This window comes from Sneathiella sp. (assembly GCF_047631475.1).
Lineage (GTDB): Bacteria > Pseudomonadota > Alphaproteobacteria > Sneathiellales > Sneathiellaceae > Sneathiella.
In genome coordinates, this window is record NZ_JBLHZT010000003.1 from 113,942 (window position 1) to 138,659 (window position 24,718).

General features: G+C 47.7%; 25 protein-coding genes. 9 read left to right on the forward strand and 16 right to left on the reverse strand.

Going from position 1 to position 24,718, the window contains the following annotated elements:
• Nucleotides 1–3: 3 nt before the first annotated feature.
• The 5 genes from ACJAYR_RS02160 to ACJAYR_RS02180 all read right to left on the reverse strand — a co-directional run bounded on the left by ACJAYR_RS02160 (nt 4) and on the right by ACJAYR_RS02180 (nt 3,759).
• Nucleotides 4–1,050, reverse strand: a complete 1,047-nt coding sequence (locus tag ACJAYR_RS02160) for an AbrB family transcriptional regulator (protein ID WP_415235075.1) — start codon at nt 1,048–1,050, stop codon at nt 4–6.
• A gap of 6 nt (nt 1,051–1,056) precedes the next feature.
• Nucleotides 1,057–1,665, reverse strand: coding sequence for a pyridoxamine 5'-phosphate oxidase family protein (locus tag ACJAYR_RS02165; RefSeq protein WP_415235076.1), 609 nt, complete (start codon nt 1,663–1,665; stop codon nt 1,057–1,059).
• The gene (locus ACJAYR_RS02170; protein WP_415235077.1) at nt 1,666–2,406 is read right to left on the reverse strand and encodes a hypothetical protein; all 741 of its coding nucleotides are present in this window, start codon (nt 2,404–2,406) and stop codon (nt 1,666–1,668) included. It abuts the gene before it with no gap.
• Nucleotides 2,403–2,801, reverse strand: a complete 399-nt coding sequence (locus tag ACJAYR_RS02175; protein WP_415235078.1) for a response regulator — start codon at nt 2,799–2,801, stop codon at nt 2,403–2,405. Before ACJAYR_RS02175 ends, ACJAYR_RS02170 begins: the two co-directional genes overlap by 4 nt.
• A 190-nt stretch (nt 2,802–2,991) precedes the next feature.
• The gene (locus ACJAYR_RS02180) at nt 2,992–3,759 is read right to left on the reverse strand and encodes an SDR family NAD(P)-dependent oxidoreductase (RefSeq protein WP_415235079.1); all 768 of its coding nucleotides are present in this window, start codon (nt 3,757–3,759) and stop codon (nt 2,992–2,994) included.
• A gap of 147 nt (nt 3,760–3,906) precedes the next feature.
• Between ACJAYR_RS02180 and ACJAYR_RS02185 the strand changes: the two genes are divergently transcribed.
• Nucleotides 3,907–4,815, forward strand: a complete 909-nt coding sequence (locus ACJAYR_RS02185) for a pseudouridine-5'-phosphate glycosidase (RefSeq protein WP_415235080.1) — start codon at nt 3,907–3,909, stop codon at nt 4,813–4,815.
• Here ACJAYR_RS02185 and ACJAYR_RS02190 read toward each other — a convergent pair.
• From ACJAYR_RS02190 to ACJAYR_RS02205, 4 genes are read right to left on the reverse strand one after another with little or no spacing between them, the layout of a single operon-like run.
• Nucleotides 4,804–5,217 (reverse strand): DUF6691 family protein, encoded by a 414-nt coding sequence (locus tag ACJAYR_RS02190; RefSeq protein ID WP_415235081.1) that lies wholly within the window; start codon nt 5,215–5,217, stop codon nt 4,804–4,806. The two genes, ACJAYR_RS02185 and ACJAYR_RS02190, sit on opposite strands and share 12 nt — an antisense overlap.
• 4 nt (nt 5,218–5,221) lie before the next feature.
• Nucleotides 5,222–5,665: a YeeE/YedE family protein gene (locus tag ACJAYR_RS02195; RefSeq protein ID WP_415235082.1), complete on the reverse strand. Its 444-nt coding sequence runs from the start codon at nt 5,663–5,665 to the stop codon at nt 5,222–5,224.
• Between the two features lie 2 nt (nt 5,666–5,667).
• The gene (locus tag ACJAYR_RS02200; protein ID WP_415235083.1) at nt 5,668–7,428 is read right to left on the reverse strand and encodes a SulP family inorganic anion transporter; all 1,761 of its coding nucleotides are present in this window, start codon (nt 7,426–7,428) and stop codon (nt 5,668–5,670) included.
• Complete coding sequence (locus ACJAYR_RS02205) at nt 7,425–7,733, reverse strand: ArsR/SmtB family transcription factor (RefSeq protein WP_415235084.1); 309 nt, start codon at nt 7,731–7,733, stop codon at nt 7,425–7,427. The genes ACJAYR_RS02200 and ACJAYR_RS02205 overlap by 4 nt, the downstream gene beginning before the upstream one ends.
• A gap of 97 nt (nt 7,734–7,830) precedes the next feature.
• Here ACJAYR_RS02205 and ACJAYR_RS02210 point away from each other — a divergent pair, with 97 nt between their 5' ends.
• Nucleotides 7,831–8,691 carry an MBL fold metallo-hydrolase gene (locus ACJAYR_RS02210; protein WP_415235085.1) on the forward strand — a complete coding sequence of 287 codons (861 nt, stop codon included), beginning with the start codon at nt 7,831–7,833 and terminating at the stop codon, nt 8,689–8,691.
• A 249-nt stretch (nt 8,692–8,940) separates the two neighbouring features.
• On the opposite strand, the gene ACJAYR_RS02215 is transcribed toward ACJAYR_RS02210, so the two are convergent.
• Complete coding sequence (locus ACJAYR_RS02215) at nt 8,941–10,176, reverse strand: serine hydrolase (protein ID WP_415235086.1); 1,236 nt, start codon at nt 10,174–10,176, stop codon at nt 8,941–8,943.
• A 336-nt stretch (nt 10,177–10,512) separates the two neighbouring features.
• On the opposite strand from ACJAYR_RS02215, the gene ACJAYR_RS02220 reads away from it, so the two are divergent.
• The 4 genes from ACJAYR_RS02220 (at nt 10,513) to clpA (ending at nt 14,924) form a co-directional block, all read left to right on the forward strand.
• Complete coding sequence (locus ACJAYR_RS02220; protein WP_415235087.1) at nt 10,513–11,190, forward strand: hypothetical protein; 678 nt, start codon at nt 10,513–10,515, stop codon at nt 11,188–11,190.
• 200 nt (nt 11,191–11,390) lie between these two features.
• A complete protein-coding gene (locus ACJAYR_RS02225; protein WP_169544801.1) occupies nt 11,391–11,966 on the forward strand; it encodes a phasin family protein in 576 nt (191 codons plus the stop codon).
• Nucleotides 11,967–12,228: 262 nt separating this feature from the next.
• Nucleotides 12,229–12,561, forward strand: a complete 333-nt coding sequence (gene clpS / locus ACJAYR_RS02230) for an ATP-dependent Clp protease adapter ClpS (RefSeq protein WP_219821746.1) — start codon at nt 12,229–12,231, stop codon at nt 12,559–12,561.
• Nucleotides 12,561–14,924: an ATP-dependent Clp protease ATP-binding subunit ClpA gene (gene clpA / locus ACJAYR_RS02235; protein WP_415235088.1), complete on the forward strand. Its 2,364-nt coding sequence runs from the start codon at nt 12,561–12,563 to the stop codon at nt 14,922–14,924. The genes clpS and clpA overlap by 1 nt, the downstream gene beginning before the upstream one ends.
• 59 nt (nt 14,925–14,983) lie before the next feature.
• Here the strand turns inward: clpA and ACJAYR_RS02240 are convergent, their stop codons facing one another.
• From ACJAYR_RS02240 to ACJAYR_RS02260, 5 genes are all read right to left on the reverse strand, one after another.
• Complete coding sequence (locus tag ACJAYR_RS02240; RefSeq protein WP_415235089.1) at nt 14,984–16,087, reverse strand: ferritin-like domain-containing protein; 1,104 nt, start codon at nt 16,085–16,087, stop codon at nt 14,984–14,986.
• A gap of 149 nt (nt 16,088–16,236) precedes the next feature.
• Nucleotides 16,237–17,382, reverse strand: a complete 1,146-nt coding sequence (locus tag ACJAYR_RS02245; RefSeq protein WP_415235090.1) for a GNAT family N-acetyltransferase — start codon at nt 17,380–17,382, stop codon at nt 16,237–16,239.
• A gap of 33 nt (nt 17,383–17,415) precedes the next feature.
• Nucleotides 17,416–18,177: a glycerophosphodiester phosphodiesterase family protein gene (locus ACJAYR_RS02250; RefSeq protein ID WP_415235091.1), complete on the reverse strand. Its 762-nt coding sequence runs from the start codon at nt 18,175–18,177 to the stop codon at nt 17,416–17,418.
• Nucleotides 18,164–18,631: a RidA family protein gene (locus ACJAYR_RS02255; protein ID WP_169544807.1), complete on the reverse strand. Its 468-nt coding sequence runs from the start codon at nt 18,629–18,631 to the stop codon at nt 18,164–18,166. The genes ACJAYR_RS02250 and ACJAYR_RS02255 overlap by 14 nt, the downstream gene beginning before the upstream one ends.
• A 26-nt stretch (nt 18,632–18,657) precedes the next feature.
• Complete coding sequence (locus ACJAYR_RS02260) at nt 18,658–20,133, reverse strand: aldehyde dehydrogenase family protein (RefSeq protein WP_415235092.1); 1,476 nt, start codon at nt 20,131–20,133, stop codon at nt 18,658–18,660.
• Nucleotides 20,134–20,338: 205 nt separating this feature from the next.
• On the opposite strand from ACJAYR_RS02260, the gene ACJAYR_RS02265 reads away from it, so the two are divergent.
• On the forward strand, nt 20,339–21,625 hold the full coding sequence (locus ACJAYR_RS02265; RefSeq protein ID WP_415235093.1) for an adenylate/guanylate cyclase domain-containing protein: 1,287 nt from the start codon (nt 20,339–20,341) through the stop codon (nt 21,623–21,625).
• Here the strand turns inward: ACJAYR_RS02265 and ACJAYR_RS02270 are convergent.
• Nucleotides 21,617–22,330: a GGDEF domain-containing protein gene (locus tag ACJAYR_RS02270; protein WP_415235094.1), complete on the reverse strand. Its 714-nt coding sequence runs from the start codon at nt 22,328–22,330 to the stop codon at nt 21,617–21,619. The two genes, ACJAYR_RS02265 and ACJAYR_RS02270, sit on opposite strands and share 9 nt — an antisense overlap.
• 368 nt (nt 22,331–22,698) lie before the next feature.
• Between ACJAYR_RS02270 and ACJAYR_RS02275 the strand changes: the two genes are divergently transcribed.
• Nucleotides 22,699–23,517, forward strand: a complete 819-nt coding sequence (locus ACJAYR_RS02275) for a cell envelope integrity EipB family protein (protein WP_415235095.1) — start codon at nt 22,699–22,701, stop codon at nt 23,515–23,517.
• Nucleotides 23,518–23,536: 19 nt separating this feature from the next.
• Nucleotides 23,537–24,718 (forward strand): DUF898 family protein, encoded by a 1,182-nt coding sequence (locus tag ACJAYR_RS02280; protein WP_415235096.1) that lies wholly within the window; start codon nt 23,537–23,539, stop codon nt 24,716–24,718.

Below are 24,718 nucleotides of genomic sequence, written 5' to 3' on the forward strand. Positions count from 1 at the left end.
CGTCTAATCTCTGACGATTTTTTTAAAAAGAGGATACAGAACAGGGATAACCGCAATAATGACGGCGATCCGAATGACATGCATGATTGACACAAACGCGACATCAATCCCAAGGGCGAGGGCGACCAGTGACATTTCCGCGAGGCCGCCTGGCGACAAGGCGAGGACGAGACCGGCGACACTAATGCCGGTAAAAGATGTGGCAAGAAAAGCAAGGGTGGTTGCGATTATCATCATGATGCCAGTGGAGCCGATGCTGAGCAAAATTATGTTTCGTATCTGAGAAACGCTGGTGCCCAGAAACCTGAGCCCGATTGCTGATCCGATAACCAATTGTGCCAGATATACCAAAACCATTGGTGGTTTTGCCGTAATGAAGCCCGACATTTCAAAAAGTGCCGCCACAAGGAGCGGTCCCATCAAATGATAGGCCGGGAATTTGAGTTTTTTTCCTGCAACATATCCGACGATGGCAGCAACCAACAACCATCCATATCCGGGTAAGTCTTCAAGCGTGCCGAATAAAGGGAGCTCTGTTGTTTGTCCCTGTGTCTGAACGCCATACCTGAAAACCAGGGGAACGGTCATGACCAGTAGAAGAACACGTGTAGCATGGATCAAGGCGATCTTTCTGCCATCGCCGCCTTTCGCTTCGCCCACCTCATACATGACATTAAAACCACCCGGGGCGGATGAGAAATAGGCCGTTGTTCGGTCAAATCCTCCTACGGTCCTGAAATAGAAATACGCAGCCGTCATAGACAACACGACTGAGAGCATCAGGATCACAAGGCCATTTCCCCAGACCATTAAATTATTCAGGGTATCGGGAGAAAAACTGCTGCCCAGCATAACACCAAGCACTGAGGTCATGACTTGCCGTAAAGGCGGATAAACAGCAAGATCCATCCCTTTTACGGAAAGCACAGTTAGCAGGCACATGGATCCCATCATCCAAGCCAGTGGGAGATCAAAATAGAAAAAGATCCCCCCGCCGATTGCACCAAACGCCAGTGATTTTATTGTTTTCAGAAGTATTTTCTGCGTCATCAAAGATCAATACAGACGATCACTATAAGATTTTTCCAGTGACTCGTCTAATTCCTGACCATCCAGACCGGCGATCTGATCTGCAAGAATTTTACCGAGGGACGGGAAATCTTTTTGGCTAACCTTATGGGTATCCCCCCAAAGGTCAGACCGAATAATTGCTTTTCCGCAATGCATGTACGCTTCGCGCACAGTTACCTTCAGAACCGTTCTGGGGGCTTTTCCTTTTTCTTTAAACCTGTCCAAAAGATCGGCATCTGCCAAAATCTGGCAGGGGCCGTTGACGCGAAGTGTTTCACGAATGCCAGGGATAAAGAAAATCAAACCGACCTCGGGATTTTCAATAATATTACGGAGGCTGTCTGTAATGTTATTTCCAATGCGATCGGGGATCAAAATAGTCTGGTTGTCAGGCACATGCACAAAGCCGGGCATATCGCCTTTGGGGGACGCGTCCGCCTGTCCATTTTTGCCACTCGTTGACAGGACGAGAAAGGGAGACCGAGCAATAAAGTTTTTGCCATGATCTTCAAGTGAAGGCAGGATTTTTTTTAACACTGCTTCCTTGGGCTCTCCGTAAATTGCACGGAGTTCCTCAAGAGAGTTGATCGACATTTAGGCCTCCTGGGGCAGGATAATTTTTTCGTTCGGGCAGGAAAATATTTTTGCATATTGCCCGAATTTATGAACCCTGTCACGTCTGAGATCGGGGTCCGTTATATTTTCCACGATGAAATCTTCGACGGAGGAGGCAGGAGATACCAGACTGCACATCAACCTTTGAATATTTTGTTGGCTCATTTCTTGGAACGGTGCCTTCGCAGTATTCAGGTCTTTAATCAAAATAGGATTGTCATTTTGAGCCAGATATCCTCGAAGGCTGATATAGGCAAATGCTGTTGTTAAAAGACCATTTTGCGAGCATTGCAAAGAGAGGTTACTCAGCTCAGAAAAGCGATAATTTTTGCCAACGGCTTCAGTTTTATGCATGTGTCTCAGTTGGGCTTCTGTCAACCATGTGATGTGGCAGTCAGTTCCATGGCCTTTTGCCACTGCCAATGTTGCCGGAATGGCGCCATAACCGGCGATATGAGCCGAATAGCCGATTAAATAGTCTTTTAAATGAGCCTGCGTAACATGGATGGCGTCCGTTTCATGACTGCCAAACTTTCTGACAAGCTGTTCCGGTGCTGCGTTTGATCCACATGCCAAAACCGGGATGCGTCCCAAAGGCCAAAAATCGGGCGGCAGGTCATGAACCTGTTTGCCAGATATTGTGAAAGATCCCTTGGGCCTTGAATACGGATAATTGAGGGCACGGGTAATATCGTCAGCGTGTTCTTCGGCGGGTTTCATTCTGGCAACGAAAGGGCAGCTCGTAAATCCGCCAACCGAATTGGTTTGGTGAAACTTTTAATATCCCGCAACCCTTTAGCGCCGCCCAGGTCTTCTGCCAACTCTGCATATCTGGGATTGAAACCGGTCACAATTAAAATACGGGATTGACACTTCTGTTTGGCTAGCCAGCCGATTAATTCAACCCCATCCACGCCGGGCATTACCATGTCCAGGACAATGACAGCGGGCTCCTGCGCCTGATAGGATTTCATAAAGTCAGACGCATTGTCTGTTACCACGGCCTGAAATCCAAGTTCTTCGCCTACCTCACCGACATAGTCGCCGAAGTCACGTTCATCATCGATGATAAGCAGTTTTTTCGCTTCTGGAGCTGTCCCACTATTTGATGTCATGGGGGCATTCAATCATATAACTGGCGGTCCTTTTATTGTGTCACTCGAGTTTGATTAATAGTTATAAGGTGTTATAACCTTAAAGTGATCGAAAAATAAAAGCCAGCAAAAGGTAACAATTTTTTATTTACTGTAATTAATTTATTACTTTTTGGTGTATTACCGCCAGAGAAATGAATGTCAGTGATTGTTAGCTAACCAAATGCATGCCGCCATCAACGATAAGCAATTCACCGGTAACCAGATCACCTCCGGTAATGAACCATAAGACGGCATCAGCGATGTCTTCAGGCTGCGAAACCTTTGCCAAGGGGACGCGTTTGGTCATGGCTACTCTGTTCTTTTCATAGTTTTCATCCCCCCAACCTTCTCGAAGCCAGCGGGTTTCAATCATCCCGGGACAGATCGCGTTAACGGTGATTTCGGGGCCAAGGGTTCGGGCCAAGCCTTTTGTCATGGAATTCAAGCCGCCCTTGGACGCAACATAGGCAAGAGATGAGCCGTGCCCATGGGTACCGGCGACTGAAGAAATCATGACAATTCTTCCTTTGCCTGACTCTTTCAAATAAGGGGCGCAGGCGCGTGTCATTTGGAAGGGGCCGATTGTGTTTACGGCGTAAATATCGTGAAAATCCTGAGCATCCAGATCGTCCAGATTTTGATGGGGTACAAATTTTGTGCGTCCCGCATTGTTCACCAGAGCGTCAATCCGGCCCCATTTATCAACGGCGGCCTGAGCCATTGCGCGGCAGTCTTCGTCTTTTGAAACGTCCCCTTGAAAGAGAAGGGTGTCGACACCCAGGGCACTAACAGCTATGGCCGTTTCTTCGGCTTCGTTCTTACTTTTTGTATAGTTGATTAAGACGTTATATCCTTTTTTTCCAAGAGCCATGGCGATCGCGGCTCCCGTTCCCGTAGCAGATCCCGTGACAATGGCGACTTTATTAGTGGCGTTCATTTTCTTTCCTTTTTGTTTTACGCGTCGCCTACCCTACCGAACTTCCTCAGGCGGGCGCAACGGTTTAGAATTATTTTCTTGCGTGAAAAAGAAGGAAGGGGTAGGGGCATTGCTCATAATTTATCTGTTCATAGTCAGGCTGATCCAATGGAAATAGAATTCTCACCTCAGGTAGCAAAAGCCCTCGCAGACGGAAAACCAGTTGTGGCATTGGAATCGACCATTATCAGTCATGGTTTTCCCTTTCCAAAAAACATGGAACTGGCGGAACAAATGGAAACAGTGATCCGCGAGCAGGGGGCCGAGCCCGCGACGATTGCGCTGATTAATGGTGTGATAAAATGCGGTTTGTCTGTTGAGGAACTGAAGATCCTGGCGACTTCAGAAAATGTCGAGAAATGCTCGGTTCGTGATCTGCCTTCCGCGACGGCGCGCAAAATTACGGGTGCGACTACGGTTGCCTCTACCTCCTTCATTGCGGAACGCGCGGGTATAAAAGTCTTTGCAACGGGCGGTATTGGTGGTGTCCATCGCGGTGAAGAAGGCGGCAACGGTTTTGATATCTCTGCCGATCTTCTTGAGTTATCCCGCTCTCGGGTCGCGGTTGTTGCTGCGGGCGCCAAATCCATTCTGGATTTGCCGGCAACGCTGGAGGTGCTGGAAAGTTATAGTGTTCCTGTTGTTGGATATAAAACTGATACTTTCCCGGCTTTTCATAGTTTATCAAGCGGCTTGCCACTTCCAAGTTCGGCACCAGATATGGAGGCTCTTTGCAATATTGTGAACATGCATTTTCAAATGGGATTGCCGTCCGGTATTTTGATTTGTAATCCTGTGCCGCATGATTATGCGATGTCGAACGACGAAGTTGATGCTCTTGTGGATCAGGCACGGTTCGACGCCATCAAAGCAGGAGTTAAGGGCGCAAAGATAACGCCTTATATTTTGGGGGCCCTTAACCGTTTGTCCAATGGAAAGACCAGCGAAGTCAATCTTGCGCTGGCCTTGAATAATGCAAAAGTTGCTGCGGCGCTTGCAGCGCGTTTAGCGGTTTGAGAAAAACCTTTTGGCAATAATGATACCGGTCACCATCGAGACGACAAAAACGGCAATCTTAGGGTCAGCGTAAGCAAGAGAGCTGACAGCTGGTCCCGGGCATAAACCCCCTATTCCCCAGCCGGCGCCAAACAAACCCGCGCCGACAAGCAGGCGGGCATCGATATCCTTTTTGCTGGGAAGATGAAATTTATCACCGAAAAATGGAATGGGACGCTTCAGCAGAAGTTTAAAGCTAACGACAGTTACCAGCACTGCGCCGCCCATAACGAAGGCGAGGCTGGGATCCCAGTTGCCGGTAATGTCGAGAAAGCCGATGACTTTACCCGGGCTCAGCATTCCGGAGATGGCGAGGCCCATACCAAATAAAACGCCGGAAATTGTTGCGATTATGTTGAACATTTGATCAGCCTCCTACAACGGTGCGGATAATGAAGACGACGATACCTGCAACCGCCATGAAGGTCAGGGTCGCAGCGATTGAGCGCACGGAAAGTCTGCCGATACCACAGACCCCATGACCACTTGTGCATCCCCCTCCAACTTGTGTTCCAATACCGACAAGAAGTCCGCCAACAATTAACGCGGCGAAGTGCAGTTGGTCTGCAAATCCATACGGGTTCAGGGAAATATAAGAAATATCTCCTCCGATAATCGGGTACAATGCTGCGCCGCCGATTAATCCAAGCAGGAATAAAAGTCGCCATTTTTTTTCGGGGTCTGAAGGCGGTACAAGGCCACCAATGATACCGCTAATACCTGCAATGCGGCCGCCGGCAAAGAGTAAGGTTGCGGAGATGCCGAGAACCAGGCCTCCAGCGAGGGATAAGAAAGGTGTGAAATTTTCCACGATTAGATACTCCATTCTGGATTGTTCAAGAGCGGGTTTCCTTTTTCAGAAAGAAATTTGAAGGCGTCATAGGTACTTAAAAACACCTTGATATCCTGATTGTGATTAAAGAAATCGGTTTGTTGCAGGCGATCCATGACCGGCCCTTTGACTTCGGCAAAATGCAATGTCACGCCGCCGTCAGAGAGTTCTTTCTGCACCATCTCCAACGTGTGCAGGGCACTGCCGTCAATCGTATTAATCGCACTGCAAATCAAAAGTACATCGGTGATTTCCTTGTTTGCGGCAACCTCGGAAAGCAAGAAGGTTTCAAGATAGGTTGCGTTGGCAAAAAACAGGCTTTCATCAATCCTGACAGCCAGCAGATGGGGATAGGTTTTCACTTTGTGGCGCTTTATGTTTCTAAAATGCTCAGTGTTATCAACCTGACCAACCACGGCGATGTGAGGGCGGCTGCTTCTCCAGAAATGTAGAAGCAATGACATTCCAATTCCAATGGTCAGGCCCGTTTCAATCCCAAGCAGCAGTACAGAAACAAAGGTGACGCCTTCCGCAATCCCGTCGGCTTTATCATAGCGGAGATTTTTTAAGAAGCCTTTCACATCCACTAGATCGAGGATGGCAACCAGAATGATGGCGGCCAAGACTGTTTTGGGCACGAAGTAGAAGAGGGGCGTGAAAAAAGCGAGGGTCATTGCGATCAGGAGCGCGGTTATAATTGCGGCTCCCTGCGTGTTGGCACCAGCGGCAAAATTGACCACGGATCGGCTGAAGCCGCCACAAACGGGGCTGCCCCCGGTGAAGCCTGAGCCTAGATTGGCAAATCCAAGGCCCAACGCTTCCTGATTGACGTTCAGTTTTTGGCGGCGTCTAGCGGCCAGCACTTTGGCAATTGCCACACTCTCTACGTAACTGATCAAGGTTATCAGTAGGGCAGAGGGGAGGAGGTCCGAGATCAGACCAGCTGAAAAATCCGGGACCTGAAAGGTGGGAATACCTTCTGGGATTAAGCCAATGATGGGTACTGCCGCGGTTTCGCTAAGATCAAAGGTCATCACGGTGAAGGTGGTAAGGATCAAGACGATAAGCGGCCCGGTTTTGGATAAACCTTGTGCAAATGGATCCAGTGCTGGAATTTTGCGTAAAAGCGCTTCGAGATATTTGCGGAATATATACAGCAGAACCATACTGAATAACCCGATGGCAAGGGTTGTACCATTGATACCGTTTATTGTGTTTGATATGCCGTTTGGCGAGAATAAATCGAAAAAATGAAGCCGCTCGCTAAGCCCTGAAAAAGGGGTAAGCTGACTGAAGGCTATCATCAGGGCTGCGGCACTGGTAAAACCAGCCATTACTGGGTGGCTCAGAAATTCAGTCAGGAAACCCAACTTCAAGACGCCGATAATCAGAAAGCACAACGCAATCAAGACAGAAAGAACAAGGGCCGCGGAAAGATAGTCGCTGCTCCCTTGCTCCGCAATTGCCGATAAGGCATAGGCAACCATAAGGGACGCGACAGCCACCGGCCCAACGGCGAGTGTCCGGCTACTGCCAAAAAAGGCATACAGAATGGGCGGTGCAATACTGGCGTATAAGCCAACTTCGGGAGGGAGGCCAGCAAGAGCGGAATAGGCCATGGCTTGGGGGATCAGCAGAATTGCCGTAATAATACCAGCTGACAGATCACCGCTGAATGTGCTGACTGAATAGTTCCGGCCCCAATCCAGAATAGGCAAAAAGCGGGTTAATGAGACAGTCACTGGGAAGTATCCTCTGAACAATAAAGGTCATAAAGTGTAGTAATCACATTTTTTGCCTCATCCCCCTCTAGGGAATAGAAAATAGTCTGCCCCTCTCTTCTGGTTTTGACCAATCCATCCTTTCTAAGAAGAGACAGCTGCTGGGAAACAGAAGAGGGGCGCATTTGTAAAATACTTGCAAGATCATTGACCGAGCGCTCCGTATCAGCCATCTGACAAAGCAGCATCAGCCGGGTTTCACTCGACAGCGCTTTCATCAATGTGCTGGCACGCTGCGCGGCAAATTTCATATTTTCAATATTCATACTTGTTTATCTACATATATACAGATATATAGTCAATATGAAATTTTTTGGCGATCTGATCGCGGATTGTCAGGGACAACCCAGAATGAGGTGCAAAATGAAGCCGATCGTGACAGCTTTTTTCCATGAACCAACGTTTACGGTAACGTATGTGGTCACAGATGGCTCGACGGGCCGTTGTGCAATTATTGATAGTGTCTTGGATTATGATCCAAAATCCGGCCGTACGGATACGGAAACCGCTGATGCTGTCATCGATTTTATTCAAAAAGAAGGGATGACTGTCGATTGGATCCTTGAAACCCATGTCCATGCGGATCATTTGACCGCTGCGCCATATTTAAAGGAAAAACTGGGCGGGGCAATTGGTATCGGCGCGGCGGTAACGAAAGTGCAGGCAGTGTTTACCGGTGTGTTTAACGTGGCGAATGAGGTTCCGACGGACGGCTCGCAATTTGATCAACTGCTGGCGGATGGTGAAACGCTTTCCTGTGGGCAGATGACCATAAAAACAATTTCCGTTCCGGGACATACTCCGGCTTGTGTCGCCTACGAAATTGGAGATGCTGTTTTTGTCGGGGATACTTTGTTTATGCCAGACTTCGGAACGGCCCGATGTGATTTCCCAGGGGGCGATGCCAAGGCACTTTACAATTCAATCCGAAAAATCCTGTCTCTGCCCGGCGATACACGATTGTTTATGTGTCACGACTATGCACCCGGTGGGCGAGATTATATCTGGGAAACGACTGTCGCAGAGCAAAACGCAAAGAACATTCATATCAACGAAGGTGTCTCACAAGAGGAATTTGTCAAAATGCGGGAGGATAGAGATAAAGAACTAAGTATGCCCGTTCTAATCATACCGTCTGTACAGATAAATATTCGCGCGGGGCATATGCCGCTTCCTGAAGAAAATGGCACGCGCTACCTTAAAGTGCCGATCAATCAGCTTTAAGGAGCCTTGCCGTTAGCGTCACCAACCAGAATTTTGGCATTGGCTGGCATCATTGGTAATCTTCGGAGTGAGGTTGGGGCCTGCATGAATTGCCGGCTCCTTTTCTTTGGTGCGTATCGTTTAAGATCAACAGATAAGGGGCGGCTTTGTGGTCCGTCGGTTGCGGGTGGCAATCGATGCTCATAGGCTGTGCCTTGAAAGAAAGGCTGGTCCGCCTTGTATGGTTTGAATAATTAGGCGCGGTACGGTCTAGTTGCGGTCAGCCACACGAACAAGGTTGCCGGTGCCTGCTGAAACAACAAAGCATGTCATTGATTTACGCTCAAGTGCCTTGCATAGATTGCGGGCGCCCTGTTCGTTAAAGCCGACCATCTGGGCGCGGTAAATAGCGGTGCCATTTTGTGTTACGCGTTGGATGTTGAACTGACCGTTATCAAGCAAGCCATTGCTTAGCCTGTTTGCTTTGTTAAGCTGACTGCGGGCTTTGTCCGCGCGGGAAAATGCGCCGACCTGAATGCCCCAGCTTCCTTCGCCAATCGCTGTTTTCTTAATCGCGGCGACAGTGCCAGGTGTGTCAATATTGCTTCTGGCAATCTGAACTGCAGGTTTGCTTTGATGGGACGTTCCCAAGGCAATCCGCAGGGGTCTGGTTGTTGGCGTGGGAATGGTTGTTGGATATATGGTTTCGATCTTGGTGAAGCCTTTATCCAGTAGTTTTTTCATGTGGCGGTCGCGGCTCTTGGCGGAGCGCCCACCAAAAACGACACCGATCAATCGATTGCGTCCACGCTTTGCTGAGGCAACCAGATTAAAGCCAGAGGCCCGGATATACCCGGTTTTAATGCCATCGGCGCCTTTGTATTTTCCGAGCAGGTTGTTGTGATTTTTATAGGCCTTGCCTTTATAATCGAACTTCTGTAGCGACAGGTAATTGTAATAATGCGGAAAGTCGTGGATCATGGCAGCGCCAAGGATAGCCATATCCCGTGCAGTGCTTTTTTGACGACGATTGGGCAGGCCGCTTGCATTTCTAAAAGAGGTGCGCTGCATGCCAAGCTTCCGCGCTTTTTCCGTCATTTTACGAGCAAATGCAGCTTCTGTGGGCGCCATCGCCTCAGCAAGAACGGTCGCTGCGTCATTGGCTGATTTTGTGATAAGACCAAAAACGGCGTCCCGTACACTGATGCGGCCGCCTCTTTTCAGGCCTAGCTTTGTGGGCGCTTGCCCTTCAGCCCGCTTGGAGACGGATAACATCTGGTCAAAGCGCAGCTGTCCTCGATCCAAGGCTTCGAAAGTCATGTAGAGTGTCATGATTTTCGTCAGAGACGCAGGGTAGAGTTTCTTGTCCGCATTCCGAGAATAGATAACCTGGCCGGTGCGGCTGTCCATAACAACGGAGGCATAACGCGCGAGACTGTCGCCAGGGAACAATGTAGCCGCGAGCAGAATGAGTGCAAGGGTCGACAATAGTGCTTTGTTGATCATCTTGGATCCCCCGCCCTTTTTTTGACGTAATTCACTCATACGGTCGAAAATGCAACTCTGTGTGTACTGTTCACTCAAGGAAAACCTACTTTTCATTGCTTGACCGGCTAAAATCGAACTTTTTTGTCGTTATAACTCTAGAGTGTAAAAAAAGAAGCGAATCATGTCTACCAAAATCGGAAAAAACATTTAGATTCATGGTCAAACGCAAACTTTCTAAGAAACTATCTTATATCCAGTCGAATTGAATATTTGCTGAAGGGTCATACAATATCCGATCAAGGTTAATAAGTCGTAAGTGCACAGCGAGATCATTCCAGTCTATAAGAGGCGAAATTGACGCGAAAAATTCTAGGTATTTTAGGGGCAATGGTTCTGAGTGGATGTACAGCCAATGGCGGTACGGACAATCCGCTTGTCAGGCCATTCCAGTATTTCTCTTATCTAAATGGAGATGATATTCGAAATAGCTGCGCTGAGGGCAGCGACTCCCGTTATCGGCTCGTCTTTAACGGTTTATATGAACAGCAGGTTCGAACATATGATATCCGTCAGCCGGAAAACGCCAAAACGGGCGTTCAGACGACCCGCGTGTTTGCCCGTGGAATTGGCGCCAACTTTGCTATTGGCAGGGATGGGATCGACTTTCAGGGAACGTCGAACAGCACCGAGGTTCTAACCTATGATGACCTGTTGGCGATCGATAAGGCGTTAATTGAGGCGGGTTTTGAGCGCCCCAGTATGGATGGCCAGATATTGCACTCAGATGAATTTTATTGGATCGCCATGGTTTGCAGGTCCGGAGCGTTCAAGTATTTTGCCTGGACAAAGGATATGGTCGATATAGAAGGGCTCCCTCTTTTGGAAGCAGTTTCGCGGAAAGACCGAACTGATATTGAGCCGGTTCCAATTCGTGAGCCGATCATTCATGACAGGGGCGGGCGAAATCAGGTTGGATTGGAAGGCGGTAGTTATTTTTCACTAGAGGTGGGTGATAACGGTTTGAAGCTTTAGAAGGTGCGTTATTCATATCGCTTGTGCAAATTTTTTTCGATTTATTTTGACTGGTAATATAAAAAATACAGATAAAACAATAATTTAGTTATTATTGTGCGCTGCACAAAAAGTGTTGACAAAACAGGTTTATTGAATATATAAATAGCACATTGTTGCAGTGCAGCATGATTTGAGATGTAACCTGAAAGGTCAAACAAATGAGCAACACAACTACTAAAGCGAAAACAGCAACGACTGCTAAAAAAGAAGCTGCTGATATCACAAAAGATTTTGAAGTCCTGATGACTGCGAACCGCAAGACATTACAGGACGCCTTTAAGTCCGGTACAGACGCCGCAGAAAGCGCGTTTAAATCAGGTAGTGAAGCTTTCAAAGCAAACTACGAAAAAGCTGTAAAAGACGGCAAGGCAAACGTTGAAAAAGCCACTAAATCTCTAAGCGAAGTTCCTTTTTACGATGCTGAAGGGTCTGAATCCTTCATGAAAGTTGGAGCAACTGCTGTTGAGAAAGGCGAAAAAATTAGTGCAGAAATCGTAGAATTCAGCACTGAGCAAGTATCTGAGTATTTCTCTGTAACGCGTTCCTTGATTGAAGCTGAAGACGTTCAGAAAGCAATTGAATTGCAATCTGAGTACGCTCGCAGTTCAGTAGAAACCTATGTCAGTGAATTTGGCAAACTGAACTCAATGTTCGTTGATGCCGCTAAAACTGTTATGGAACCATTTGGCGCACAGTATGCAGCCAACATGGACAAGTTCCTGAACCGCGCATAAATCAGACTAGATCAGTTCTATCATCTCACAGAAAGGCCCGGCTTGTCCGGGCCTTTTTTGCTGTTTAAACGACATCAACAAAGAAAAATAATGACGAAAACAGCCAAAAAATAAAAAAATCCAAAATTCCTTGAGGACAATTCATCATTTTTTTTGAATTTCCTGCTATGATCTCTAACTATGTATAGAGGGGCAGAGTAAAGAGTCATCTGAAATAGGATAAAAAATACCGGAAATGAAGTATACCAGTTCGCTGATTAAAATGACGGATGATACGGATGGCAATAACAATGGTGGGGATGCGGACACTGGGGTTGTTACCAAGACCAAGCCGAAAACAAAGAAACCATCAATGTGGCGCGTCCTGTTGTTAAACGATGACTATACACCGATGGAGTTTGTCGTGTTCGTGTTGCAGCGCTTTTTTGGAATGGACGAGCAGACCGCCGCACAGGTTATGCTGCACGTCCATCATAAAGGTGTCGGGAATTGTGGTGTTTTCCCGTATGAAGTCGCTGAAACAAAAGTAGCCCAGGTAATTGATTTCGCTCGCGAAAATCAACATCCTCTTCAATGTACAATGGAGAAAGAATAGTGCCAGGATTTTCAAATTCCCTCGAAGAAAGCTTGCATCGTGCGATGGCTTTGGCGACTTCCCGTCGTCATGAGTTTGCGATGCTGGAGCATTTACTTTTCTCCCTTACAGAAGATCAGGATGCGGCCGCTGTCATGCGGGCGTGTAATGTGGATCTGGAATTGCTGAAAAAAGAACTCGATCAGTTTATCACGGATGAACTGGACGATCTGGTCATGGATAGTTTTGTGGAGGCAAGGCCGACCCTCTCGTTCCAGCGTGTCGTTCAAAGAGCGTTGATCAATGTGGAAAGCTCCGGCCGTGAAGAAGTAACCGGTGCCAATGTTCTTGTCGCGATTTTCTCGGAACGCGAAAGCCATGCCGCCTATTTTCTACAAAAACAGGATATGACCCGTCTGGATGCAATCAGTTATATCAGCCACGGTGTTGCGAAAGCACCAGGCCATGAATCTGCTCGCATTGTGCGCGGTGCAGATGATCCGGCAGACGACGAGCATCATGACCCACATTTGGAGTCTGGTGAAGAGGGCAACAGCAAGACGGAGTCTTTAGATGCCTATTGCGTCAATCTGAATGAAAAAGCTTTCAACGGTAAAATCGATCCTTTGATTGGCCGAGAAGAAGAAGTTGAACGGACAATCCAGATTTTATGCCGCCGATCAAAAAACAATCCCCTGTATGTTGGCGATCCGGGCGTTGGAAAAACAGCCATTGCAGAAGGTTTGGCAAAACGGATTGTCGACGGGGATGTCCCCGAGGTGTTGCTTCCCGCTGTTATTTACTCATTGGATATGGGGTCCTTGCTGGCCGGCACGCGGTATCGCGGGGATTTTGAAGAACGCCTGAAAGCGGTCATGACAGAACTCGAAGGGATGGATCATGCCATCCTGTTCATCGACGAAATACACACCATCATTGGTGCCGGTGCGACAAGTGGCGGTGCAATGGATGCGTCAAACTTATTGAAGCCCGCTCTTGCAAGTGGCGCGATACGGTGTATTGGGTCGACGACCTACAAAGAGTTTAGAAGTCATTTTGAAAAAGACCGGGCTTTATTGCGCCGGTTCCAGAAAATTGATGTTCATGAACCCAGCATTCCTGACAGCATTAAGATTTTGAAGGGTTTAAAACCTTATTTCGAAGAGCATCATAATGTTCGGTACACGGCGGATGCCATTAAAACATCGGTCGAGCTGGCAGCGCGCTATATCAATGATCGCAAATTGCCAGATAAAGCAATTGACGTGATTGATGAGGTTGGTGCCGCACAAATGCTGAAACCGGAAAGCCGTCGCAAGAAGGTGATCGGTGTTCGGGATGTTGAGGAAATCGTGGCTAAAATCGCCCGCATCCCACCCAAATCTGTTTCCAAAGAAGATACTGAAAGCTTGCGGAAGCTTGATGTTGAATTGAAACGGGTGGTTTTTGGACAGGATGCTGCAATCGAAGCGTTGGCAAGTTCCATCAAGCTTGCTCGCGCCGGATTAAGAGAGCCTGAAAAACCGATCGGTAATTATCTATTCTCTGGCCCTACGGGTGTGGGTAAGACGGAAGTTGCGAAACAACTGGCCTCTATCATGGGGGTGGAGTTAATCCGTTTCGATATGTCTGAATATATGGAGCGCCATACTGTCAGCCGTTTGATCGGGGCCCCTCCGGGCTACGTCGGGTATGATCAGGGTGGTTTGCTGACTGATGCAATCGACCAGCAACCTCATGCGGTTCTTCTGCTTGATGAAATTGAAAAAGCCCATCCGGACCTTTTCAATATCTTATTGCAGGTTATGGATCACGGTAAACTCACTGACCATAACGGAAAGCATGTTGATTTCCGGAATGTTGTTTTGATCATGACGTCCAATGCCGGTGCCCAGGAAATGAGTAAGCAGGCAATTGGTTTTGGTAATCCCGTTCGCGAAGGAGAGGACGAAGAAGCCATCAAGCGCCTGTTCACGCCTGAATTCAGGAACCGTCTGGATGCCGTTGTGCCGTTTTCACCGCTGCCGCCAGAAGTTGTCTCGAGGGTTGTTGAAAAATTTGTACTGCAATTGGAAACACAGCTTCAAGATCGCAATGTGACCTTGTCACTGACCGATGCGGCGGCCTCGTGGCTTGCTGAAAAAGGCTATGATGTTCTGAACGGTGCTCGGCCACTTGCCCGCGTTATTCAAGAGCATATTAAAAAGCCGCTTTCCGAAGAGCTTCTGTTCGGCAAACTGTCGAAGGGCGGGCATGTCAGTATCGGATTTAAGAAGGGCGAATTGACGTTCAATATCGAAAGCGCTGAAGAAGTGAACGAGCGTGAAAAGCTCGATAAAGACGACAATAAGCGAAACGACAAGAAAGACAGCGAAGCTGTTTAATGAAAAGCGGGGCCAGATCGGCCCCGCTTTTTTGTCTCTTTATTGAGAAGGGCAATGATCTATTTTTGCCCGATCACCCGACGGCCAGAATTGATCTGTTTTAGATATTCAATGCCTTCATCGGCAATGGCATAGCCAACCATATCCTCGCCTTCCTGATCAATTTCATCCATATCGATCCAGTGAGCATAGAGGGGGCGTGTGCGATCTGTGATAATACCAGATTTAAGAAGCGTTTTGACCAAGACCCGGAAGATATTGGTGGATTCTTTAAGAGAATCCCGACGGTCGTTGTCGGTGTAAACTTCACGGCACGCGTCACGAACCCATTCCCATTCTAGTCCAAATTGTTGGTAAATTACCTGCTTCTGACGAATGTTGACCAGATTGAACAGCACTGTTTCAAAGCATTTTGCCGCCCAGTCTTCGACGATGTCATGTTCTTCGCGAGAGAGTTTCGGAATGGTTCTGTCCGCCCAGATTTTTCCAAACTTATGGTGAAACGCTTCGTCTGTCATCACGAGCTGGGTCAGCCGTTTCAGCAGTGGATCATTGGTTTTCGAATGGAAGTTGGCAAACGCGCCCATTGCGAGACCTTCAATAAGCATTTGCATTCCGACCAGTTTTTTATAAACCTGCTCAGCACCAACCAATTCATTCATCAGTCCTCCGAGGGCTTCTCCCACAGGGTAGGGGCTTCCCCAACGGGTCTGAATGTAACGGCTAAATGCCGTCACATGCCTCGCTTCCTCTCTGGTTTGGTTGGAGGCATATTCCTGAGCCCCCGGATCCAGCAGGATATGGCACAGGCTCGCACTCAGGGAGAGCGCGCCTTGTTCACCATGTAGAATGCCAGAAACGCCCCAGCGCACGCTTTCATTTGCCAGCTTGATCTGTTGTCCTTCATCAAGCCTGTCGACTACGGCGCTTTGCAGTTCCGGAATGGTTTCTTTTGGCATGATCATTTCGTTTTTCATGTCAAAAGGCGTTGAAAAGTCGATATAGGCAGTATCCAGAGGATCCCAGAAATGATCATGGGTTGCCGAAATGATTTTATCAAATGCATCCGTTCTTTTTCCATAGCGGGCTGTTTCAAGCATGGCTGGAAAATCAGATGGGGCAACCGAGTCGTATATTTCATCCCGAGTTATATGTTCGTTCATTGGGTTTCCTCTCAGTTTGCTCTATTGGGAGCTTTTTTATTGCTTTACGTTTACGTAAACGTTAATGGCAGTTTACACTATTTGTTAGAAAAATACAATGAAGGGATCATGTTCAGTGACGCAGGGTCCGCAAGGAACGTGGTTTTTTTCTAAACTTTTTTATAAGGTGAATGGTTGCTGAGATACTGGATTTCGGCGTTCATATCCCGGGTTTCTGCCTTTAGAAAGTCACTGACGGCGTCATGAAAACCCGGATCCTGCATCCAGTGCGCAGAATAGGTTTTTGTCGGGAGGTAGCCCCGCGCAAGTTTGTGAGGGCCTTGGGCGCCGGCCTCCACGCGTTTTAAGCCATGTTCGATCGCATAATCGATGGCCCGGTAATAGCAGGTTTCAAAGTGAAGAAAACGGTGGTCTTCGATGCAACCCCAGTAGCGACCATAAAGGCATTCATCACTTTTAAGGTTCAGGGCGGCGGCGATGTAGCGGCCTTCGCGTTTCACCATGAATAACACAACATCTGATCCCATGGCAGGCCCCAGAAGACTGAAGAAGGAGCGTGTCAAATAGGGGGTGCCCCATTTACGGTTTCCTGTGTCGATATAGAATGCAAAAAATGCGTCCCAATGCTCCTCAGTAATCTCAGCCCCTTGTTTAATCTCGAAAGTCAGATCCGCGTTGTTGGCTTCTTTTCTTTCTTTTCGGATGGCTTTGCGTTTGCGGGATGATAGCTGGCTCAGAAAATCGTCAAAGTCAGTATAGTCTTGATTGACCCAGTGAAACTGTTCACCGGTGCGGATCATATACCCGTTGTCTTCAAGAAGGGGAAGGTCATGTTCCTGAACGAAGGTCGCATGAACAGAGGATATTCCCAGTTTCGTTGCAATTTGTTTTGCCCCGGACATAAGCAAGGATTTGTACTCATTCTCTTTTTCTCCCCCCATGGCAAGGAAGCGGGGGCCGGTGACCGGGGAAAAAGGAATGGATAGCTGCAGTTTAGGATAGTACCGACCACCGGCCCGTTCGTAAGCATGAGCCCAGCTGTGATCGAAAACATACTCTCCCTGACTATGGCCTTTAATATATTGAGGGGCAACACCCACAACTGTATCGTGGTCTCTCAGGACCAAATGGTATGGCATCCAGCCTGTTTCAGCGGTCGCAGAGCCGCTTTCTTCCAGAGCTTTTAGAAAACCGTATTGAATAAACGGGTGGTTGCTGCTTACGCACTTATTCCATTCCTGTTCTTCTACTTCTGAAATATTTTGAAGGGTCGAGATGGAAAGTGGGTTTGTCATAATACCAGAACCAGACGAAGCTTTGTTACAAGATTAGCGGATATGATCTACAGGCAGACTTTCAAATATAATATTGTCGGCCCGTTTTTTTGCGATAGCCAGATGGTCTTCTGTTTGAACGGTCCAGGCTAGAAGCTTCATATTGTGTTTTAAGGCACTTTTTACCACCCAATAACTGATATCTTTCACATCATACCCAATATAGTGTGGGCGGCTGATGAAATTCGTTAAAAGGTAACGCATCATGATTTTCTTGAAAAACGAGACATGGGCTGGAGGGTGTTTCATCGCCAATTGGCCCCTGATGACATTAGGGGCATTGAGACGAAACCACTTTAAGATATTGGGATCAAAGCTTTGAATGCAGAAAGCGCCAGAATAATCTTTCAGGCAATCCCATACTTTTGCCGCTAGCAACAGATTATCGATTGGACTTCTTTTAAGTTCAATAACCAGCGGAACGGCGCCGTTCACCAAGGCCAATACTTCTTTGAGGGACGGAATGGTGTCATGGGAGCCGTTCAGACGCAGACGATGCAGCTCTGCGGAAGAAACCTCTGCAATGGATCTGCTGTCCGCTGTCATCCTGGACAGTGTCGCATCGTGAAAAACGAACGGGATCAAATCCGCCGAAAGATGAACATCTAATTCGATGGCAAGGCCTGCATCCATGGCATTTTTAAAGGCTGTCAGGCTGTTTTCTTCTGCGCCCGATTGTGCATCATGAAGGCCACGATGCGCAATCGGTATAGCTGTCAGCCAATCAGGAAGCGTGGCGGGCTTACTTGATTTCAAAAACAGCATCAATTTCAACAGCAACGTTCAAAGGAAGGGCATTTGTACCAACCGCGAAACGCGCATGTCGTCCCGCATCTCCAAAGACCTCAACCATCAGATCGGATGCGCCATTAATGACCGTTGGTTGTTGTGCAAATCCGTCAACGCAATTTACAAAACCGCCCAATTTTACGCAGCGTGTCACCCGGTCCAGATCCCCGCCGCATGCCGCTTTTACCTGGGCCAGAATGTTCAGGGCGCAGACGCGCGCACATTCCGCGCCTTCTTCGACTGTAAATTCTTTGCCTACCTTGCCCTGAAAAGTGATGGCGCCATCGACAAAGGGTACCTGTCCTGAAACAAATACAAGGTTACCAGAAACAGTGTAGGGAATGTAATTCGCGGCAGGCGCGGCTGCTTCTGGAATTACAAGACCAAGTTTTTCAAGTTGGGCGTCAATTTTTCCTGACATGCGTTTTTATTTCCTCTTTATTTCAATTAACCTCCGGGGCGTCCACCGCCGCCATCGGTAATCCGGATCCCTACATTCTTGGTTTGAACGTAATTTAGCAAGGCCTCTTGTCCTTTTTCTCGACCATACCCCGATCTTTTTGTGCCGCCGAACGGTGTTTCAATGCCACCGGCGAACCATTCGTTGACGAAAACCTGACCCGCAACCAATCGATCAGCAGCCCAATGCGCCGTTGAAAGATCTTTGGTGTAAAGACCTGCGCAAAGACCATAATCTGTCCCATTGGCAATCGCAATCGCCTCTTCGGGGTCGTCGTATGTGAGGACTGATAAGACGGGGCCAAATACTTCTTCTTGTGCGATGGTCATCGAGGGGGTGACGTTACTGAAGATTGTTGGTTTGATAAAATGTCCGTCCATTTCCTCAATGCGACCACCACCGGTTACGGCTTCGGCACCAGCCTGTATGGCCTTTTTGCACATGGCATCAATTTTTTCTGCTTGCTGTCCTGAAATGACGGGCGTGATGTCGTGTCCGTTAATTCCCGCGCCGATCGTCAGACCAACCGCTTTTTGTGCAAGCTTTTCAACAATCTGATCGCGCAGACTTGCCGGTACGATAAGGCGAGACTGGGCAGAACAGACTTGGCCTGCATGGGTGAAAATACCGGATGCCGTTGAGTTGACCGCTTGATCGATATTTGCGTCCGGGAAGACGATACCGGCAGACTTTCCGCCCAACTCCATGATGCAGGGCAGAACACGTTCTGCGGCGGCATGTAGAATGGACTGACCCGTTTTTAAGGAGCCTGTGAACACAATGTGATCGATGTCCGGATGAGAGACGAGGGAGGCTCCACAGTCATGTCCGTAGCCTGATACGATATTAACGGCGCCGGCGGGTACACCTGCCCGGTGACAGGCTTCAGCGATGAAATAGGTTGAAAGCGGTGAAAGTTCAGGAGACTTCAAGACGACCGTATTTGCCGTTGCTAACGCGCAGGCGACCGAGCGGGCGGCAATTTGAAGAGGGAAGTTCCAAGGTACAATTTGAGCAGAGACGCCAAACGGAGAGGGGATAGTATAATCCAGATAATCCGATCCCAATGGGATCATACGTCCTTCAAGCTTATCCGCGAGGCCGCCATAATAGGTAAAATAGCGAGCAGCGGCGAGGGCTTCGTTCTTGCCGCCTGTCAGGGTTTTCCCATTGTCCAGACATTCAGCCAACGCAATTTCATCCGCCATTTCCGTCATGTGACGGGCAATTTCAAACATCAAGGCACCACGATTGGTCGGGCGCATGTTGTATAACACACGAGAATTGAAACAGGTGCGGGCAGCCGTCACGGCCAGATCAATGTCTTCCTGTGTGGCGCGGGCAATTTCAGCAATCTGTAATCCAGTCGCCGGATTTTCGATTGAGATACGATCACCATTGACACCATCTACCCAGTTGCCGCCAATATAATTTTTCCAGTATTTTTTAAGTTCTTGTGACATCCCGACCTCGATACCCTTAACAAATAGGTTGCTTTTTTTCAGCGTGTAGAACGCTTTTTAGCATTTCCGGTCACGCCGTCCAATATAGATTGTTTCAATTCAAACAGTTTATTTTTTGACGTTGCGTAAATAAGTCTTTCATTGCCGCATTAAAGCATTATATCCAACAAGCGTTTTGAGATTATTTCTGACAAAGGCCTCTACCATGGGCGTAACGACATCCAGCACCGATCCGACCACTGAATTATTTGCAGCCCGCACAAAAGAAGAGCAGCTTTTTGGCTGGTTGATTGAAGCAGGTATGCATGGGATGCGCATTGATCAGCTTATCGCCCAATTTTGCGAAAAGCTGACTGATCTTGGTGTTCAATTGACCCGTGGCAATATTGCATTGAGCACAATCCACCCTCAAGTTAGCGCTTTCATGTACACTTGGCGCAAAGAAGGAGGCATTGTTGCGAACACCAATGTTTTGCATTCTGAGGAGCCGGGTGAAGGTTGGTTTGCCAGTCCTTTCTTTTTTATGCTGAATAACCGGGTCAGTTTCATGCAACGGTCCTTGGAAAACAGTGAGGAGTTGGATTTCCCCGTGCTTGTGGAATTTCGGGATCAGGGTATGACTGACTGGTTCAGTCAGATTTTTGATTTCGGCTGGGGTTTTCAGGATGATTTTAGGGATCATTCGTCGGGACTGATTACATCCTGGGCAAGCTCTGCGCCAGGGGGCTTTACAAAAGAAGAGTTAAACCTGTTGAGACGGGCCATTCCGTTATTTGCCCTGACGGTTAAAGGTATTGCGTCATTCAAAGCGGCCGAAACTGTTCTGGAAACATATATCGGGAAAGAGACCTCGCGGAAGGTCTTGTCTGGTGAAATTATGCGTGGGAAGGCGAGCAGCATTTCCGCCATTCTTATTTTTGCAGACCTTCGCGGTTTTACGCGATTATCGGATGTCACGGGGCGATCTGACGTTGTGGCAACACTGGATCAGTATCTCGAGAGAATGGTCGCGCCAATCGAAGAGGCTGGCGGAGAAATCCTGAAATTTATGGGCGATGGTATTTTGGCAACTTTCGCACTGGATAATGAAGACGAAAAAGAAGTGTGTAAAAAGGCGCTGGTGTCCTCGTTGCAGATGATTTCAGGCGTTAAACAATTGAATGGCGAGAGGCTGGCTCAGGGCCGACGGACAATGGAGCTGGATATAGCGGTTCATGTTGGTGAGGTCATGTATGGGAATGTGGGGTCCAAAACCCGGTTGGATTTTACCGTTGTTGGACCCGCCGTGAATGAAGTAAGCCGCATTGAAACGCTTTGTGATCAATTGGACACGGATCTTCTGATGTCTGGGGCTTTCGTTGAGACCTCCGGACATTTATGCGAGCATCTTGAGTCAGTTGGGCTCCATCACTTGCGCGGTGTTCAGGAGCCTAAAGAATTGTTCAAAATTCGCGATTGCGACGTCTTCTCGAAAAAACAGGATTTATACTAGCGCTTTGCGGGCCGTTTTGTCTTTATACATGGCTTCATCAGCAGCCCGCATAACGCTTTCAAACGTGCTCTGCGCATCGTAAATGGCAAGGCCCATGCTGGCAGATATTTTGATCTGCGAGCGCGGAGCATTAATGCTGCATTGGGAAATCAACTCCCGAATTTTGTGAGCCCGTGCAATTGCCTGTTTTTGATCTGCTTTTTGAAGCACGAACACAAACTCATCTCCGCCTAAACGGGCAACAAAGTCAGTACTTCTTAGATTAGTAACGAGTATTTCGGCAAGTTTCTGAAGCATTCTGTCGCCTGCATCGTGACCATGGGTATCGTTAATGGCCTTGAAGTTTTCCAAATCAAGGAAAGCCAGAACGCCTTGTTCGTTGTAGCGGCGCGCAGATGAGATCGTCCGATGCATGAAATCTCTTAACGCCCGGCGGTTGGCTAGGCCCGTTAATTCGTCGGTTGTTGAGAGGTTTTCAAGCTCTTGAATACGAGATTGCTGTTCAGCGATATGCTGTTCAGCACTTGCAGCATAGGCGAGGACGCGATTAATCAGCATCCAGTGTTGTTCGTCGTTTTTCTGATCCTTGCTATCCAGATCCTTTAGCCGATTGGCGAGATCTTCAAGATAGACAGTAACATCCCGATCATGCGGAATTGATAGGCTTTCGTGCATTGTCGCAGCAGAAGAAAACGAACCTGACATACTCATACTCCTTAACTTGCATGAATGGCTTTGCCATCCCAAATTATGTATCCCTTAAAGGTAATTTCACACCTTTCCCCAACTAATAAGCAAGATGCATGCCACGGAGTTTAAAGGAGATAAGTATATATTATTCAATACGTTATGGATTGGTGTTATTGAAGAATATCGAGTTTTTCCCTACTTAATGGGTAAGATTTACCGGTTACTAAGAAGAATGATCCCACTTGTAGAAGTGGTGTTAACTGAGATTAATTGTTCTTTGAACTTCACAGGGTCCAAATAGCAGTTTATTACTTTCTTTAAATCTACTGTCGTTTGCCGGTTTGTCTGATCCAATCTGGTTTTGTTATATCAAGGTTACATTTATGATGCGTTTTAAGAACGGTTTACTTCGTTTGTTCATTGCGGGTTCACTCTTGTTTGCCGGATCAGCCTTGGCAGGCGGGGAGGTTCCTCTTGCGTCTCATCGCGCCGTCTATGACCTTAGCCTGAAAGAAATAAAGCAGGATAATGGCGTGCAGAATGTTCGCGGGCGTATTGTCATGGAAGTGGATAATCAATGCGAAGGCTATGTCCTCAATCAGCGTATGCTGGTTCAACTGGAAAATGTTGAAGGCGGCGTGGTGACATCTGATTTTCATTTATCAACCTGGGAAAACAAAAGCGGTAACAGTATGCGGTTTTCCATGTCCAGTATTTTGGACGGTCAGTCGGTTGAAGCCTCAGACGGTGTCGCGACACTCGGCGAAAATGATGGGAAGGTGGTGTTCAATGGCGAGGATACTGATACAAAGGAATTGGTTTTGCCAAAAGGGGTGTTGTTTCCAACGGCTCATACCCGCATTATTTTGAAATCTGCAAAACAAGGGAAAAACCTTGTATCCGCCAAAGTGTATGATGGAAATGGTCCGGAAGGGTTGCAGGATACACTTACCGTGATCGGCAAGAAGGGCTTTTCTGATGATTGGTCTGATGCTGACCAGAGAATGAAAGAGATGCCATACTGGCCAGTTCAATTTGCCTTTTTTGACTTAAAAGGGCAAAGCAACGAGCCAGATTACGAGGTGGGGCTAAAAATGTACGAAAACGGTGTCGCTACAGACCTTACCCTGAAATACAAGGAATTTTCATTGAGCGGGAAACTGGTTCAATTGGATTTTCTAGACAAAAATAACTGCGAATAACGAGAACTAGGGGGAAGAGATGCAGTCATTTGTGTCTGTGGATATTTCACGGCGTGCTGTAGCTGGTCGGTTACTTTTAAATAAAATTCTGGGGATCCCGACATTGGGATTTTACCGGTTCTGGGGAAAAACTCATTTGCGTCGGCTGCTTTGGCAGTCAATCAAAATTGGAGAGGATAGACTTCAATATCATGGTACCGCCAAAGAGTTGTTCATCGGGTTTCTAATTGCGCTGGTCATAATGACAGTAATTTTTACCGGATTGGGTATTCTACTCGGCATTATCAGCCTGGCGGGCCCCCAATTGTCTGCGGTTTCCTCTTTACTAAACTTTGTTGTTTTATATTGCTTTTGGCAATTTGCTCTTTATCGGTTGTGGCGGTATCGCCTGAGCAGAACATCCCTTCGGTCTATTCGGTTTTATTTAAAAGGCCGTGCCATGGCCTATATGGGGAAGGTTTTCATTTGGTCGGTTTTGTCCGTGGTAACCCTCGGCTGGGCGTATCCGAAATTATTGGCCGTTCGGGCGACGTATATGTTGAATAACCTGGCATTTGGCGATCAGGATTTCCACTATTCGGGCAGGGCCGCTGGATTTTACAAAATTTACTGGCCGCTGATCTTGCTGGCTCAATTTTTTGTGGCTGGTATTCTTGGCTTCCTTGTGATCAGTGAAGAACTCATGGGGGCCCCGCTTGAAGAGATTGAGCAAAGCATCGTTCATGTGGGCTTCCTGCCGCAAGTTCAAATCGCGGCGGGTGTTGGTTTTGTGGCTCTCTCGATGATGTTCCTGATTGCACGGGTTCAATCTTTTAAATATCAGGTAAGCCGGATAGAATTTGCAGGGGCGTCTTTTCGATCTGAACTCAGGTTTCGCAAGATCCTTTTAATCCTTGTGGTGATGGGTGTGCTGGGTCTTGTTGGCTATGCTTTGGTCATCGGGATTTTTGTTAGCATTGCGACGCTGATGCAGACCCAGCCGGGCGTTGGTATGGCTGTGATTCTTGGATTGTTTTTAACAATTTATCTGGTCATGGATATTGTCATGTATCTGCTGCTTTTCATTCCTTTGATGAAAGAGATCGGCAAGTCTTTAAAAACAGATGATGAAGATGTATTTGCGAAAGTAGCGACTACATCGGTAAATTCTCCAAAATATGGAGAAGGGCTCGCCGATGCACTAGATGTAGGAGCTTTTTAG